This is a genomic window from Streptomyces sp. NPDC029956, assembly GCF_055574655.1.
In genome coordinates this window covers 1-14,482 of record NZ_JBVHZJ010000104.1, presented here as the reverse complement: position 1 = coordinate 14,482, position 14,482 = coordinate 1, and the positions used below count along the sequence as shown (strand labels likewise).

Here is a 14,482-nt window from a genome sequence, read left to right as displayed (position 1 = left end):
TGGGCCTGGTTTCCGGCAGCCCGCCCCTGGCGGACGTCCCCCACCTCCGTCTGGCGGGCTCAGGGGCCGGGAGCGGGGCCGGCGTGGGGCCCCCCCCCCCCCCCCCCGCCACCCGGTCCGGGGGCCCCTCGGCGACGATCCGGCCGCCCTCCTCGCCGCCGCCCGGGCCGAGGTCGACCACCCAGTCCGCGGTGGCGACGACGTCCATGTCGTGCTCGACGACGATCACCGAGTGGCCGGCGTCCACGAGGCCGTGGAGCTGTCGCATCAGGACCTCGACGTCGGCCGGGTGCAGGCCCGTCGTCGGCTCGTCCAGGACGTACAGGGTGGGGGAGCGGTGCGGCCGCTGGAGCTCGGACGCGAGCTTGATGCGCTGCGCCTCGCCCCCGGACAGCTCCGTCGCGGGCTGCCCGAGCCGCAGATAGCCGAGGCCCACGTCGAGCAGGGTGCGCAGGCTCCGCGCGGCGGCCGCCGTGTCCTCGAAGAACACGGCGGCGGACTCGACGGTGAGATCGAGGACCTCCGCGATGGTGAGGTCCCGCAGCCGGACCTGGAGGGTCTCGGGGTTGTAGCGGGCGCCGTGGCAGTCGGGACAGGGCGCGTACGTACTGGGCAGGAAGAGCAGCTCGACGGAGACGAAACCCTCACCCTGGCAGGTCTCGCACCGGCCACCGGGAACGTTGAAGGAGAAGCGGCCCGCCCGGTAGCCGCGCGCCCGCGCCTCCGCGGTCTCCGTGAACAGCTTGCGCACCACGTCGAACAGACCCGTGTACGTGGCCAGGTTGGAGCGCGGGGTGCGCCCGATCGGCCGCTGGTCCACCGTCACCAGCCGGCTCACCCCGGAGAGCTCCTCGGTGAGCGCGCCCACGAGCGTCGACTTCCCCGAGCCCGAGACGCCGGTGACCGCCGTCAGCACCCCGACGGGGAAGGCCGCGTCGACCGACCGCAGGTTGTGCCGGGTCACCGGCCCCGTGCGCAGCCACCCGGCCGGTGCGCGCACCTCCCGCACGGGTCCGGGCTCCCGGCCGAAGAGGAAGCGGCGGGTCGCGGACGCCTCGACGTCCGCGAGTCCGCCCGGCGGTCCGCTGTGCAGGACGCGCCCGCCGTGCACGCCGGCGAGCGGGCCGACGTCCACGAGCCAGTCGGCGTGCCGGACCACGTCGAGGTGGTGCTCGACGACGAAGACGGAGTTCCCGGCGGCCTTGAGCCGGTCGAGCACCACGAGCAGTGCCTCCGTGTCGGCCGGGTGCAGACCGGCGGACGGCTCGTCCAGGACGTACACCACGCCGAAGAGTCCCGAGCGCAGCTGGGTGGCGAGCCGCAGCCGCTGGAGCTCGCCGTTGGAGAGGGTGGGGGTGGCCCGGTCCAGACTGAGATAGCCGAGGCCGAGCTCGGTGACGGTCGCGATCCGGGCGACGAGGTCCTCGGTCAGGACGCGCGCCGTCTCCCCGTCCTCCGCCGCCGTGGCGGAGAGGAGCCCGGCCAGGGCGGTCAGCGGCACCGACGCGAGGTCGGCGATGGTCCGGCCGGCGAACGTCACCGCGAGCGCCTCCGGCCGCAGCCGCCCGCCGCCGCAGACCGGGCAGGGCGCGCTGGTGAGGAACCGCTCGGCCTTCGCCCGCAGCGTCGGGCTCTTCGAGTCGGAGAAGGTCCGCAGGACGTAGCGTCGGGCACTCATGTACGTGCCCTGGTAGGGGCGTTGGATGCGGTCGGCGTCCCGAACCGGATGGACCGTGACCACCGGCCGCTCGTCCGTGAAGAGGATCCACTCCCGGTCCTTCGGGTCGAGCTCGCGCCACGGCCGGTCGACGTCGTAGCCGAGCGCGTCGAGGACGTCCCGCAGGTTCTTCCCCTGCCAGGCACCCGGCCAGGCGGCGATGGCACCCTGACGGATCGACAGATCCGGCTGCGGTACGAGGAGTTCCTCGCTCGTGTCGTGGACGCGGCCGAGCCCGTGACACGAAGGGCAGGCGCCTGCGGCCGTGTTGGGGGAGAAGGCGTCGGAGTCGAGCCGCTCCGCGCCCTCCGGATAGCGGCCCGCCCGCGAGAACAGCATGCGGAGGGAGTTGGAGAGGGTGGTGACCGTACCGACCGAGGAGCGGGCGTTCGGGGAGGAGCGGCGCTGCTCCAGGGAGACCGCCGGCGGGAGTCCGGAGATCTCGCCGACCGCGGGCGCCCCCACCTGACGGATCAGCCGCCGCGCGTACGGGGCCACCGACTCGAAGTAGCGCCGCTGGGCCTCCGCGTAGATCGTGCCGAAGGCCAGCGACGACTTGCCGGATCCGGAGACCCCGGTGAAGACGACGAGTGCGTCGCGGGGGATGTCGACGTCCACTCCGGCGAGGTTGTGCTCACGGGCGTCGCGGACACGGACGTACGGATCATGGTGGCTTTCGGGCATACCGTGACTTTATCCGGCGAACCGGGGAAGCCCCTCGCTCGCAGGGGGGCCGCAGCGTCCGCATACTGGGAGTGGCCCGGCTCCCTCCCTGGAGGGCCGCATGGGCGATCGTTCAGGTGGTGCCCCGGGCGCGCGGCCCCGGCGGAAAGCGCTCCGGCAGCGCCGGGGCACTCGCCCGCGCTCCGCCCTTGAAGGCGCGCGCTCCGACGACATGGCGCTGCCGGCCGTCAGCCGCCCCTGAGCCGACCGTGTCGCCGTGCCGCTCTCCGCGCCGCGTCACACGGTGGAGTCAGGCCGGGAGCGGCCGCCGCGTCCCCGGGGTGAGGCCGACCGCGTTCGCCAGCCTCCGGTACGACTCGCTCAGCGCCGCCCTGTCGTACGTGCTCGTGGTGACCAGGACCTCCTGCGCCCCGGTCTCCTTCACCGCACCCTCCAGCGCCTCGGCCACCTGCTCCTCCGTGCCGTACACGTGGCCGCTCAGCCCCGACTCGTAGAGACCGCGCTGCTTCTCCGTCATCGTGAGCCCTTCGATCGCCTCGGGCGGCATCAGCGGCGGGAAGACGCCCCGCGTGCGGGAGTACGCGAGCGACCAGGCCTCCGGCATCAGCAGCCGCCGGGCCTCCGCCTCCGTCGCGGCCACCGCGACCGTCCCGGCGATCACCACGTACGGCTCGGCGGACCACGAGGAGGGGCGGAACGCGGAGCGGTACGTCCCGACGGCGGCGAGCAACCGGTCACGGCCGCGGAGGTCCCCGATGACCAGCGGCAGTCCGGCCGCCGCGGCGATCGACGCGCCCTCGCCGGTCGCCAGGACGAACGGCGGCACCCGCAGCCCCTCGGCGGGCCGGGCGTGCACCTCCGGGTGGGCGGTCCGCTCGCCGGTGAACCAGCCGAGCAACTCGTCGAGCTGCTCCCCGAAGCGGTCGGCGTCGTCCTTGTCCCGCCCGAGCGCCCGTCGGATGCCGTCGGTGAAGCCGACCGAGCGGCCGACGCCCATGTCGATCCGGCCGGGGAACAGGGACTCCAGGACGCCGAACTGCTCGGCCACGACCAGCGGCTGGTGGTTGGGGAGCATCACCCCTCCCGTGCCGACCCGGATGTCCGTCGTGGCGGCGGCCACGGCGGCCGCGAGGACCGTCGGCGCGGAACCGGCGACCCCGGGCACGCCGTGGTGCTCCGACACCCAGAAGCGGTGGTAGCCGAGGGACTCCGCCTCCTGGGCGAGGCGCACCGTGTCGCGCAGCGCCCGGGGGGCCTCCTCGCCCTCCCGGGTGCGGGAACGGTCGAGGACGGAGAACCGGATGTCGTCGGGAAAGGTGCTCACAAGGGGTTCAACGCTCGGCACGTGCAGGGATTCCCGTATCCCGCTCTTGATCGACAGTGTCGGGGTGCCGCCCCCGGGCACCTTCTAGGCTGGGCCGGGTGACAGCCGACAACCACCGGCCCCTGGCCGTTTTCGACCTCGACAACACGCTTGCCGCGACCGCCCACCGCCAGCACTTCCTGGAGCGGCGTCCCAAGGACTGGGACGCCTTCTTCGCGGCGGCGCCCGACGATCCGCCGCTGGACGAGGGGATCGCACTGTGCCGCGAGGCGGCCGAGGAGTGCGACGTCGTCTACCTGACCGGACGCCCGGAGCGCTGCCGCAGGGACACCCTGGCCTGGCTGGCCGCGCAGGGGCTCCCGGAGGGGCCGGTCCACATGCGCCGCAACCGGGACTTCCGGCCCGCCCGGGTGACCAAGGTGGAGGTCCTGCGGCGGCTGGGTGCCGACCGTGTGATCAGGATGCTCGTCGACGACGACCTGCTGGTCTGCGACGCGGCCGAGGAGGCCGGCTTCCCCGTCGTACGCGCCCGGTGGGAGACCCCCTCCGAGGAGTTGAGGGACGCCCAGGAGAAGGAGGGCCGGACCTGATGAGCGCGGAGCGGCCCACCTCCGAGCGGTGCACCGCGGCATCGCGCGTGGTCCGGTTGGAGGCGTACGACCGGTCCGAGATCTTCGGGGACGCGGCCGACCCGTTCGGGGTGGACGCATGGGGTCTGGTCTGGCTGCCCAAGGAGCACCACTTCGGGATCAGGGCGGACGGCCGGCTCCTCGCCCACGCGGGGCTTCTCGTCCTGCCCCTGTCGGCCGGTGGCAGCCGGATGGACGTGGTGGGCCTCGGAGGGGTGGCCGTCGCTTCGGACCAGCGGGGCCGGGGGCTCGCCGCGCAGGTGGTGGGCGGGGCCCTTGAGCACGCGCGAACGCTGGGGCCCGAGTTCGCGCTGCTGTTCTGCCGCCCGGACGTCTCCGGCCTCTACGCGCGGCTCGGCTGGAGCGAGGTGGACGGCGACGTGGAGGTGGAACAGCCCGACGGCCCGGCGACGATGCCCCTGCGGACGATGTGGTTCCCGCTGCGGAAGGGAAGCCGGTGGCCCGAGGGGCCGGTCCGGCTGCATTCCCGTCCGATGTGACGCGGAGGCGACGCGGACGGGACGGGACGGGGAGTGCGGTCCGGCTCGACTCGCGGCGGTCTCCGGTTCCGTGCAGTGTGGATGGAGTCGGAACGCGAAGGAGAGGCCGCCATGGGAGATCACGTCTACCGCGTCACGGAGATCGTCGGGTCGTCCTCGGAAGGCGTCGACACCGCCATCCGGAACGGGATCACCCGGGCCTGCGACACGCTGCGCTCGGTCGATTGGTTCGAGGTCACGGAGATCCGTGGCCACGTCGAGGACGGGCAGGTCGCCCACTTCCAGGTGGGCATGAAGGTCGGCTTCCGTCTGGAGGAGCCCGGCCCCGGCTAGGCCTGTCCCTCACCCGCCCCGGCCGGGCCTCCGGCCCGGATCGACGGCGCCGCCGCCCCGCGCCGCCGGTCTGGATCGCCGGTCCGTAGCCCGGTCCGTAGCCCCGGTCTTGTAGCGCTCCGCCGGCCCGTGCCGCCGGTCCGAAGCTCCCGACGATGCCTCAGTGGCATCGCTCGGGGGCTTTGTTGTGCTTCCTCCCCCGTCGCACACCGCATCAAATGTTACCGACGGGGAGTTACCTTCGGTAAGGGTGCGCATGGTGCGCTCGCGGTCCTCGCGACGGTGGTCAAGGACTTGACCATCTCGTTGGTCCAGACCAGAATCCAGGCCACATACCCGCGCGAACACCCCGTTCGGTCCCCCCATGTCGGGTCAGCCCCCCATGCCGCACGACCCTGTGCTGAACCGCAGAAGGTGACCTACGTGAAGAACCGCCATCTGGCCTGTCCCCTGGCAGCCGCCACAGCGCTCGCCCTCGCCGGCTGCGGGATGCTCCCGGGAGGCGGTGGGACGAAGACCGTCAACATCTGGCTCATGCGGGACAGCGTCAGCGAGGACTTCCTCAACCGCTTCACCGAGGCGTACGAGGGGGAGCACGACGGCGTCGAACTCCAGGTCACCGTCCAGGAGTGGACCGGCATCGGCAAGAAGGTCACCGAGGCCATCCAGGGCCCCGGCGGACCCGACGTCATCGAGGTCGGCAACACCCAGGTCGCCCAGTACGCCGACACCGAGAAGCTCTTCGACCTCACCCTGGAGTCGGTCCGCGACCTCGGCAGCGAGGACTGGCTGCCCGGTCTCGCCGAGCCCGGCAGCATCGGCGGAGCCCAGTACGGGATCCCCTGGTACGCGGCCAACCGCATCGTCATCTACAACAAGGACCTGTTCGCCGACGCCGGCATCGACAAGCCGCCGGCCACCCGTGCCCAGTGGCTCACCGACACCGAGAAGCTCAACAGCAAGGGCTCCCAGGGCATCTACCTCGCCGGCCAGGACTGGTACACCCTCGCCGGATTCATCTGGGACGAGGGCGGCGAACTCGCCACCGACACGGGCGGCGAGTGGACCGGCGCGCTGGAGAGCCCGGCGGCCCGGCGCGGCATGGCCTACTACAAGGAACTCCAGTCCCTCGGCTCCGGCCCCAAGGACGCCGACGAGCAGAACCCGCCGCAGGCCGACGTCTTCGCCAAGGGCGACGTGGCCCAGCTCATCGCCGCGCCCAGCGCCGTCGCCGCGATCCTCAAGGCCAACCCGGCCCTCAAGGACAAGCTCGGCTACTTCCCGATACCCGGCGCCGAGGAGGGCCGGCCCTGCGCCGTCTTCACCGGCGGCTCCGACCTCATCATCCCGGAGAACGCACCCCAGCGCGGCGCCGCCCTCGACGTCGTCAAGGCGCTCGCCGGCGAGAAGTGGCAGACCGACCTCGCCCGGAGCATGGGCTACGTGCCCAACAAGAAGGGTCTCGCCTCCGTCGTCGCCGGCCAGGAGGCCACCGCCGTCATGGCCAGGGGCGCCGCGCGCGGCCGCGCCACCCCCAACTCCCCCCAGTGGGCCGACGTCGAGGCCGACAACCCCATCAAGCCCTACATGACGGCCGTCCTCCAGGGCGAGGACCCGCTGAAGGCCGCCAAGGCGGCCTCGGCCGAGATCACGGACACCCTCGCCGAATAGCATTCAGCGCCTCCACACCCGCGAGCCGCCGGACGGTCATGTCGAATCCAGCCGGTCACGGAAGAAGTAAGGAGCCGGGCCACCGCTCACACGGTCCGGCCCGCCCCTTACCCTTCCGTACGCCGGAGGAGCCCGACATGGCCGCACCGACGCCCACGCTCGCCGTCCCCGCTCAGCCGCTCGCCGTACCCGCCCACCCCCACCCCCACCCCCAGCCTCGGCCGCTCGCCGAGCAGCCAGCGCCGCAGGCCCTCGTCGAGCAGGCGGCGCCCCCGGCCCCGGCAGGGGAGCCCGCCCCCCGCTACCTCGTCGGACTCGCCCGCGACCAGGAGGACGTCCGTGCCGCCCAGCGGCTGCGCCACCTGGTCTTCGCCGGCGAACTCGGCGCCCGGCTCGACGGCCCGGAACCGGGCCTCGACATCGACGCCTTCGACGCGTACTGCGACCACCTCCTCGTACGCGAGGAGACCAGCGGCGAGGTCGTCGGCACCTACCGCCTCCTGCCGCCCGACCGGGCCGCGGTCGCCGGGCGCCTCTACTCCGAGGGCGAGTTCGACCTCACCCGGCTCGCCCCGATCCGGCACGACCTGGTCGAGGTCGGGCGCTCCTGCGTCCACCCCGCCCACCGCAACGGCGCCGTCATCGCCCTCATCTGGGCCGGGCTCGCCCGCTACATGACGAACACCGGCCACAACTGGCTCGCCGGCTGCTGCTCCCTCCCGCTCGCCGACGGCGGCACCCTGGCCGCCGCCACCTGGGACACGGTCAAGGCCAAGCACCTTGCCCCGGAGGAGCACTGGGTCACCCCGCACAAGCTCTGGAGCCCCGAGGGCATCACCCGCCCCGAGGGCCGCACCGAACTGCCGCCCCTGCTCCGCGGCTACCTCCGGCTCGGCGCCCAGGTCTGCGGTGCCCCCGCGCACGACCCCGAATTCGGCGTCGCCGACCTCTACGTCCTGCTCTCGCTGCGCCGGACCAACCCGCGCTACCTCAACCACTTCCTCTCGCTCGCCCCGGCACGGTGAACGGGACCACGGCCCTCTCGCCGTGGCTCCCCACGGCGCCCTGCACCCCGGGCCGCTGCGCCGCCCATCCCCAGTCCGCCCACCGTCGGCTCGCCGCCGAGGCGGACCCGGCCGGGGCCGTCCGGGCCGTGGTCCGGCTGATCGCCGGACTCGGCACCGTCCTCCTCGGTCTCCTCCTGGCCCCGCCGGCCGGCCTCCTGCCGACCGCCGCCCGGCTCACCCTCGTCCGGTACTGGATGCGGGCCGTCGTACGCGCCTTCGGCGTCCACGTCCGCCACGAGGGAGCGGCCGCCCCCGTCGGTGGCCCGCTCCTCGTCGTCGCCAACCACGTCTCCTGGCTCGACATCCCGCTGATCGCCGCCGTCCTGCCCGGCCGCGCGGTCGCCAAGTCCGAGGTGCGGCGCTGGCCCGTCCTCGGCACGCTCGCCGCGCTCGGCGGCACCCTCTTCATCGACCGGGAAGGGATCATGGCCCTGCCCGGCACCGTAGGGACCATGGCGGGCGTGCTCGCGGGCGGCGGGCGTGTGGTCGTCTTCCCCGAGGGTTCGACCTGGTGCGGACGGGAACGCGGCCGGTTCCGCCCGGCCGCGTTCCAAGCCGCCCTCGACGCCGGTTGCGCCGTGCAGCCGGTACGGATCGACTACCGGCCCACGGACGCCGCCGCGTACGTCGGGGCCGACCCGCTCGGCTCCTCGCTGTGGCGGGTCGTGTCCACCCGCCGGCTCACCGCCGTCGTCCGGCTCCGGGAGCCCCTGCCCGGAGCCCTGTACCCGGACCGCCGGGCTCTGGCGGCCGCCGCTCAGCGGGCGGTGGCCAGCGACACCGCGAACCTGCCCTCGCTGTCGGTCCACCAGCGGTCGAGGTCGAGGCCCGCCTCCGCGAGCTCGGCCCGGACACCCGCCTGACGGAACTTCGCGGACACCTCCGTCCGCATCTCCTCGCCCGCCGCGAACGGCACCACGAGATCCAGCTCCGGGATCTTCACGGTCAGTGCGCGGCGGGCCCGCAGCCGCATCTCGATCCACTCCCGCTCGGGGTCCCACACCGCCACGTGGTCGAAGGCGTCCGGGTCGAAGTCCGCGTCCAGCTCCCGGTCGATCACCGCGAGCACGTTCTTGTTGAAGGCGGCCGTCACCCCGGCCGAGTCGTCGTACGCGGCCACGAGCGTCGACTCGTCCTTCACCAGGTCCGTGCCGAGCAGCAGCGCGTCGCCCGGTGTCAGCATCGCCCGTACGGAGCGGAGGAAGGTCCGCCGCTCGCCGGGCAGCAGATTGCCGATCGTGCCGCCGAGGAAGGCCACCAGCCGCGGCCCCGGCGTCCCGGGCAGCGCGAGCCCCCGGGTGAAGTCGGCGACCAGCGCGTGGACGTGCAGTCCCGGTCGCTCGGCGAGCAGGGATTCGGCGGCCCCGGTCAGCGCGGACTCGCTCACGTCCACCGGCACATAGCTGTCCAGGCCGGGCAGCAGCGCGTCGATCAGGAACCGGGTCTTCTCCGAGGAGCCGGAGCCCAGCTCGACCAGGGTCCTGGCCCCGGTGGCGGCGGCGATCTCCGGAGCCCGCTCCTTCAGGATCTCCCGCTCGGCCCGGGTCGGGTAGTACTCGGGCAGCCGGGTGATCTCCTCGAAGAGCACGCTGCCCCGGGCGTCGTAGAACCACTTGGGCGGCAGCTCCTTGGGGGAGCGGTTGAGCCCGTGGAGGACGTCGGCGCGCAGATCGGCGCCGGCGGCGTCCGGGGCGAGGGTGCGGGTCAGCTGGAACGGGCTCACGCGGAGGGCTCCTTGAGCGGGGTGAGGGTGACGTCGGCGCGGGTGGCGGTCACGAGCGTGTGCTCGGGGACCTCCCGCCAGCGTGGATCGTCGTCGTACGGTTCGGAGGCCACGACCACCCGGTCGGGACCCTTCAGGTACCAGAGGCTGTTCTCCCAGGCGGTCGCGGCGATCAGCGACCCGTCGGTGAGCAGCAGGGTGAGACCGGAGCCGGGGGCCGCCTCGGCGGCCTCCCGCACCGTGTCGGCCAGGGCGGGGCCCGGCGCGTCACCGGACCGCAGCCGGTGCAGGACGAGCGCCCAGAGCAGCGCCGAGTCGGTCCGGGCCTCGAGCCCGAGCAGCTCGCCGGCCGGGAGGCTCGCGGCGAGCGGCGCGAGCGAGCCCGGCCAGCCCCTGACGGCGCCGTTGTGACTGAACAGCCAGGGCCCGGCGGCGAACGGCGCCGCGGCGGCCTCCCCGTCGGCGCCCGGCAGGGTCGCCCCGCGGACCGCGGCGAGCAGTGACCGGGAGCGCACCACCCGGGCCAGGTCCGCGAAGGAGAGGTCGCCCCAGATCGGGCCGGGGCGCCGGTACCGGGCCGGCACCGGATCGCCCTCGGCGTACCAGCCCACCCCGAACCCGTCGGCGTTCACCACACCGCTGGTCTGCGCACGGGGCTCCCAGGACTGGCGCAGCAGGGCGTGCTCCGGCCGGACCAGCAGCTCGCCCAGCGCCACCGGCTCGCCCACATAGGCGATGTGACGGCACATCAGTCGAGCTCCGCGCTGCGGGCCGTGCGGAAGCCGGCGAAGATCTGGCGGCGCACCGGCAGGTCCCAGTTGCGGAAGGTGCCCCGGCAGGCGACCGGGTCGACGGCGAAGGAACCCCCGCGCAGCACCTTGTGGTCGGGGCCGAAGAACACCTCCGAGTACTCCTTGTACGGGAACACGGTGAAACCCGGGTACGGCAGGAAGTCGCTCGCCGTCCACTCCCACACGTCGCCGATCAACTGCCGTACGCCGAGGGGCGACGCACCCTCCGGATAGCTGCCCGCGGCCGCCGGCCGCAGATGCCGCTGCCCGAGGTTGGCGTGTTCGGGACCCGGATCGGCGTCACCCCACGGATAGCGGCGCGAGCGTCCGGAGTCCGGGTCGTACCGGGCGGCCTTCTCCCACTCGGCCTCGGTCGGCAGCCGGCGGCCCGCCCAGCGCGCGTAGGCGTCCGCCTCGTACCAGCTCACGTGCAGGACCGGCTCGTCCTCCGGCACGGGCTCGGTCACCCCGAACCGGCGGCGCAGCCACTGGGCTCCGTCCCGGCGCCAGAACAGCGGGGCCGCGATGCCGTGCTCCCGGATCTGCGCCCAGCCCTCGGGCCGCCACCACCGCTGGTCCGTGTAGCCGCCGTCGGCCATGAAGGCCAGATAGGCGCCGTTGGTGACCGGCACGGTGTCGATGTGGAAGGCGGGCACGATCCGCATGTGCGCCGGACGTTCGTTGTCCAGCGCCCACGGCTCATCGGAGGCTCCCATGGTGAACGGACCGCCGGGCACGAGGGCCTCGGCGGGAAGCGGGTCGCTCCGCAGGGGCGGTGGCGGGGGAGCGGTCAGCGCGGCGGGCCCCTTCCGCAGCTGATGGGTGATCAGCATCGTCTCGTCGTGCTGCTGTTCGTGCTGGGCGACGAGACCGAAGGCGAAGGCGGCGCGGAGGAGCGGACGCTCGTCGAACTCGGAGCGCTCCAGCACGTCGAGGACGCGCAGCCGTACGTCCGCCGCGTAGGTCCGTGCCTCGCCCGGCGCGAGGAGCGGCAGCGAGGGGCGGGCGGAGCGCGGGTGCTCGAACGCGTCGTAGAGCGAGTCGATCTCGGGCCGCAGCGCCTCCTTCCCGCCGACGGCCCGCCACAGCCACAGCTCCTCCTGGTTGCCGATGTGCGCCAGGTCCCAGACCAGCGGAGACATCAAGGGGGAGTGCTGGGCGGTGAGTTCACCGTCCTCGACGCAGGAGGTGAGCAGCGCCGTACGGGCCCGCGCGGCGGTCAGGGCGTCCAGGGCGTGCCGGCGCAGGGCCTCGGGGCCCAGCTCGGTCCGGGTCTCCGTCATGACGTCAGCACCTCCAGGTCGTCGGCCGGGCAGCTCCCCGGGATCACGTACCGCTCGTGGAAGGCGGCGACGGCCCGCCGCACCTCCTCGCTCGCCCCGATCCGCGGCAGCGCCTCAAGGGCGGCGGCGAACACTGTGAGGGCGGTGGCGTGCAGCTCGGGGTCGGTCAGGCCGTCACGGGCCGCCGACAGCCAGAGCGGGTTGCGCGGGGCGGGGGCGTAGCCGGCCCGCTCCGCGAGCGGCTTCACCGCCCGGTACACGGTCTCCGCCGCCTCCGGATCGTCGAACACCGCCGTCGTCACGGCCACCGGAACCATCCATCCGTCCGGGCCCGGCTGCGCGTCGACCATCCGCAGCTCCAGATGGCCGCGCGGCCGCACCGGCGGGAAGAGCGTCGTCATGTGGTACCGCAGGTCGTCGGCGTCGGCCGGCCGGGGCAGGCCCGAGCGCAGCCAGTCGCGGAAGGTCATCCCCTCCGGCACGGCCCACGGCCCCTCGTCGGCCCGCACGCACAGCACCGGGGTGTCAAGGACGTGGGCCGCGTACTCGGCGCGCGGCTCGCCGTCCGGCAGGGGGGCGAGGGTCCGCCGCGGGTCGAGGTCCGTCCACAGCGCCTGCCGCGTCGAGCGCCAGCCGGTGGGGCGCCCCCGGTGCACCGGGGAGTTGGCGAAGGCCGCCACGAGCACCGCACCGAGGAGATGGGCGAGCTGCCAGCGCCGGTGGTAGCCGAGCGGCCCCGGCTCCTCGAGGCCCGCGTCCAGACAGATCTGCACCGATGCCGAGTCGCACATCATCGCCCGACCGGCGGGTCCGGTGCGGTCCAGCGCGGCCTCCATGGCGTCGTACCGCGGCTCGTGGAGCACCCGGCCGCGCGGCGAGTGCCAGGGGTCCACCCCGTATCCGCTGAGGGTGAGGCCGAGCGGTCCGAGCGCCGACCGTACCGCCAGGAGGTCGGCGGCGAGGGAGTCGAGGCACTCCATGAGGGAACCGGCCGGGCGCGAGCTGAGCTCCAACTGCCCGCCGGGTTCGAAGGTCAGGGACGACACCAGCGGCAGGGACCGTACGGTGTCGAGGGCCGCCGCGAGCCTCGGCGGACGGACGGGGAGCCGGGGGTCACGCAGCTCGTGCACGAGCCATTCCAGCTCCACCCCCACGGTGCGGGGCGGGCCGGTCTTGAAGCAGATACATCGCAGCAGTTCCTCCGCCTCCGCCTCCGCGAGAGGGGGCTCGCCGCTCCGTATGCCGCTGGACGACATCCGTACACCTCCTGGTCGTCAGGCCGGCCGTCGGGACCGGCCCCGGGAAGTTCTGCTTCCACCTAAAGCCACCGCCGAGCGGCGTGCAAGAGCGCCCCGAGACCGCCGAACGCGGCCCGTGGGCACCCGACCGGCCGGAAACCGCCCCGGGCAGGTCCTCTCGGGAACCGGCCGCATCCCGGGAAAATCCTTTGTCCCGGACCGGATCAAACGATCATCCTGAGGCCATGAGTGCACGACTGCGCGCGATCGCGCGGCAGACCGAGGAGATCGTTGCCGCGGGCCACTACCAGGCCCCCGGCGGCCGCACCGTCTCCGTCGCCGAGGACCTCGCCGCCGCGCTGGCCGGAACGCGACTCCACGGTCCCGAGCCCGTCACGGTCACCCCCGACACCGACCGGACGCCCACCCTCGACGTCACCGGCGAGAGCAGCCTGGCCGCCGCCCGGCGGATGACCGCCGCCGACGCGAACCGCCCCGTGGCCGTCCTGAACTTCGCCTCCGCCCGCAACCCCGGCGGCGGCTACCTCAACGGAGCCCAGGCCCAGGAGGAGGCGCTCTGCCGCTCCTCCGCCCTCCACGCCACCCTGCTCCGCGCCCCCGGCTACTACGCCCACCACCGTGAGGACCGCGACGTCCTCTACACCGACCGGGTCATCCACTCGCCCCGCGTGCCGGTCTTCCGCGACGACCGCGGCACCCTCCTCGCCAAGCCCTTCACCGTCGGCTTCCTCACCTCGCCCGCGCCCAACGCCGGCGTCGTCCGCCGCCGCACCCCCGCCCTCGTCGACCGCCTGCCGGGCGCCCTCGCCTCCCGGGCCGAGCGGGTCCTGGAGACGGCCGCCGCGGCCGGCTACCGGCGGCTCGTGCTCGGCGCCTGGGGCTGCGGGGTCTTCCAGAACGACCCCGAACAGGTCGCCGGTGCCTTCATGGCACTGCTCACCGGGGGCGGCCGCTTCGCCGGCCACTTCGAGGAGATCGTCTTCGCCGTACTGGACCGTGCCCCGGGCGCACCCACGCTGGCCGCCTTCACCCGGGTCGTCGGAGCGGCCACCGCCTGACATGCGGGGCTCGCACCCCCGTGCCAGGCTGAGGGGATACGGACCACAGTCCGACACCCGTCACGGGAGGCACGATCGTGGGCAAGAAACAGACCCGGACGAACCGGGGAGCCCGTACCGGCGGCCATGAGCACCGCACCGAGGCAGCCGCGAAGGAACGGACTTCGGCTGCTCCCAAGAGCGAGACGTCGATGCCCCTGGTGGAGCACGCGTCGCATCGCAAGGAACGGAAGTTCGGCCACAACTGAGGTGGCCCACCAGTGAGTTCGGCCTCGGTCGCTGCCGGGGCCGGCCGACTGGGCGGAGCGGGCACGGAGCGAGGCGGGGAGCCGACGGGGGTACGAGGCCGGGGGGCGGGGGGGTGGTGGTGGTGGGGTAGTGGCGGTTGTGCTGCTCTTTGTCGTGGAGGTGGTTTCCTTCCTGCGCCCCCTTTCTTGGGTTCT

The 14,482-nt window shown here is 73.7% G+C and carries 14 protein-coding genes; 8 read left to right on the top strand and 6 right to left on the bottom strand.

What is annotated here, in order from left to right; genetic code table 11:
- Positions 1–2,401, bottom strand: a 2,401-nt coding sequence (locus ACZ4XX_RS39675) for an ATP-binding cassette domain-containing protein (RefSeq protein WP_468512677.1), incomplete at its 3' end; no start/stop codon positions are given.
- 289 nt (positions 2,402–2,690) lie between these two features.
- Positions 2,691–3,725 (bottom strand): MsnO8 family LLM class oxidoreductase, encoded by a 1,035-nt coding sequence (locus tag ACZ4XX_RS39670; protein WP_468512676.1) that lies wholly within the window; start codon positions 3,723–3,725, stop codon positions 2,691–2,693.
- A 98-nt stretch (positions 3,726–3,823) separates the two neighbouring features.
- Here ACZ4XX_RS39670 and ACZ4XX_RS39665 point away from each other — a divergent pair, with 98 nt between their 5' ends.
- The 6 genes from ACZ4XX_RS39665 (at position 3,824) to ACZ4XX_RS39640 (ending at position 8,788) form a co-directional block, all read left to right on the top strand.
- Complete coding sequence (locus ACZ4XX_RS39665; RefSeq protein ID WP_468512675.1) at positions 3,824–4,315, top strand: phosphatase domain-containing protein; 492 nt, start codon at positions 3,824–3,826, stop codon at positions 4,313–4,315.
- Positions 4,315–4,854, top strand: coding sequence for a GNAT family N-acetyltransferase (locus tag ACZ4XX_RS39660; protein ID WP_468512674.1), 540 nt, complete (start codon positions 4,315–4,317; stop codon positions 4,852–4,854). The genes ACZ4XX_RS39665 and ACZ4XX_RS39660 overlap by 1 nt, the downstream gene beginning before the upstream one ends.
- Before the next feature lie 111 nt (positions 4,855–4,965).
- Positions 4,966–5,187, top strand: a complete 222-nt coding sequence (locus ACZ4XX_RS39655) for a dodecin (RefSeq protein ID WP_468512673.1) — start codon at positions 4,966–4,968, stop codon at positions 5,185–5,187.
- Between the two features lie 423 nt (positions 5,188–5,610).
- Complete coding sequence (locus ACZ4XX_RS39650; RefSeq protein ID WP_468512672.1) at positions 5,611–6,858, top strand: extracellular solute-binding protein; 1,248 nt, start codon at positions 5,611–5,613, stop codon at positions 6,856–6,858.
- 137 nt (positions 6,859–6,995) lie between these two features.
- Positions 6,996–7,883, top strand: coding sequence for a GNAT family N-acetyltransferase (locus tag ACZ4XX_RS39645; RefSeq protein ID WP_468512671.1), 888 nt, complete (start codon positions 6,996–6,998; stop codon positions 7,881–7,883).
- Positions 7,880–8,788: a lysophospholipid acyltransferase family protein gene (locus tag ACZ4XX_RS39640; protein WP_468512670.1), complete on the top strand. Its 909-nt coding sequence runs from the start codon at positions 7,880–7,882 to the stop codon at positions 8,786–8,788. The genes ACZ4XX_RS39645 and ACZ4XX_RS39640 overlap by 4 nt, the downstream gene beginning before the upstream one ends.
- Here the strand turns inward: ACZ4XX_RS39640 and egtD are convergent.
- Genes egtD through egtA form a run of 4 tightly spaced genes read right to left on the bottom strand, consistent with a single transcriptional unit; the run spans position 8,683 to position 12,978 of the window.
- A complete protein-coding gene (gene egtD / locus ACZ4XX_RS39635) occupies positions 8,683–9,648 on the bottom strand; it encodes an L-histidine N(alpha)-methyltransferase (protein ID WP_468512669.1) in 966 nt (321 codons plus the stop codon). The two genes, ACZ4XX_RS39640 and egtD, sit on opposite strands and share 106 nt — an antisense overlap.
- A complete protein-coding gene (egtC, locus tag ACZ4XX_RS39630; RefSeq protein ID WP_468512668.1) occupies positions 9,645–10,397 on the bottom strand; it encodes an ergothioneine biosynthesis protein EgtC in 753 nt (250 codons plus the stop codon). Before egtC ends, egtD begins: the two co-directional genes overlap by 4 nt.
- Entirely contained in the window at positions 10,397–11,722 is a 1,326-nt protein-coding gene (gene egtB, locus ACZ4XX_RS39625; RefSeq protein ID WP_468512667.1) for an ergothioneine biosynthesis protein EgtB, read from the bottom strand. The genes egtC and egtB overlap by 1 nt, the downstream gene beginning before the upstream one ends.
- The gene (gene egtA / locus ACZ4XX_RS39620; RefSeq protein ID WP_468512666.1) at positions 11,719–12,978 is read right to left on the bottom strand and encodes an ergothioneine biosynthesis glutamate--cysteine ligase EgtA; all 1,260 of its coding nucleotides are present in this window, start codon (positions 12,976–12,978) and stop codon (positions 11,719–11,721) included. The genes egtB and egtA overlap by 4 nt, the downstream gene beginning before the upstream one ends.
- A 227-nt stretch (positions 12,979–13,205) precedes the next feature.
- Between egtA and ACZ4XX_RS39615 the strand changes: the two genes are divergently transcribed.
- Complete coding sequence (locus ACZ4XX_RS39615; RefSeq protein WP_468512665.1) at positions 13,206–14,039, top strand: TIGR02452 family protein; 834 nt, start codon at positions 13,206–13,208, stop codon at positions 14,037–14,039.
- Between the two features lie 77 nt (positions 14,040–14,116).
- A complete protein-coding gene (locus ACZ4XX_RS39610; protein ID WP_468512664.1) occupies positions 14,117–14,287 on the top strand; it encodes a hypothetical protein in 171 nt (56 codons plus the stop codon).
- Positions 14,288–14,482: the final 195 nt, after the last annotated feature.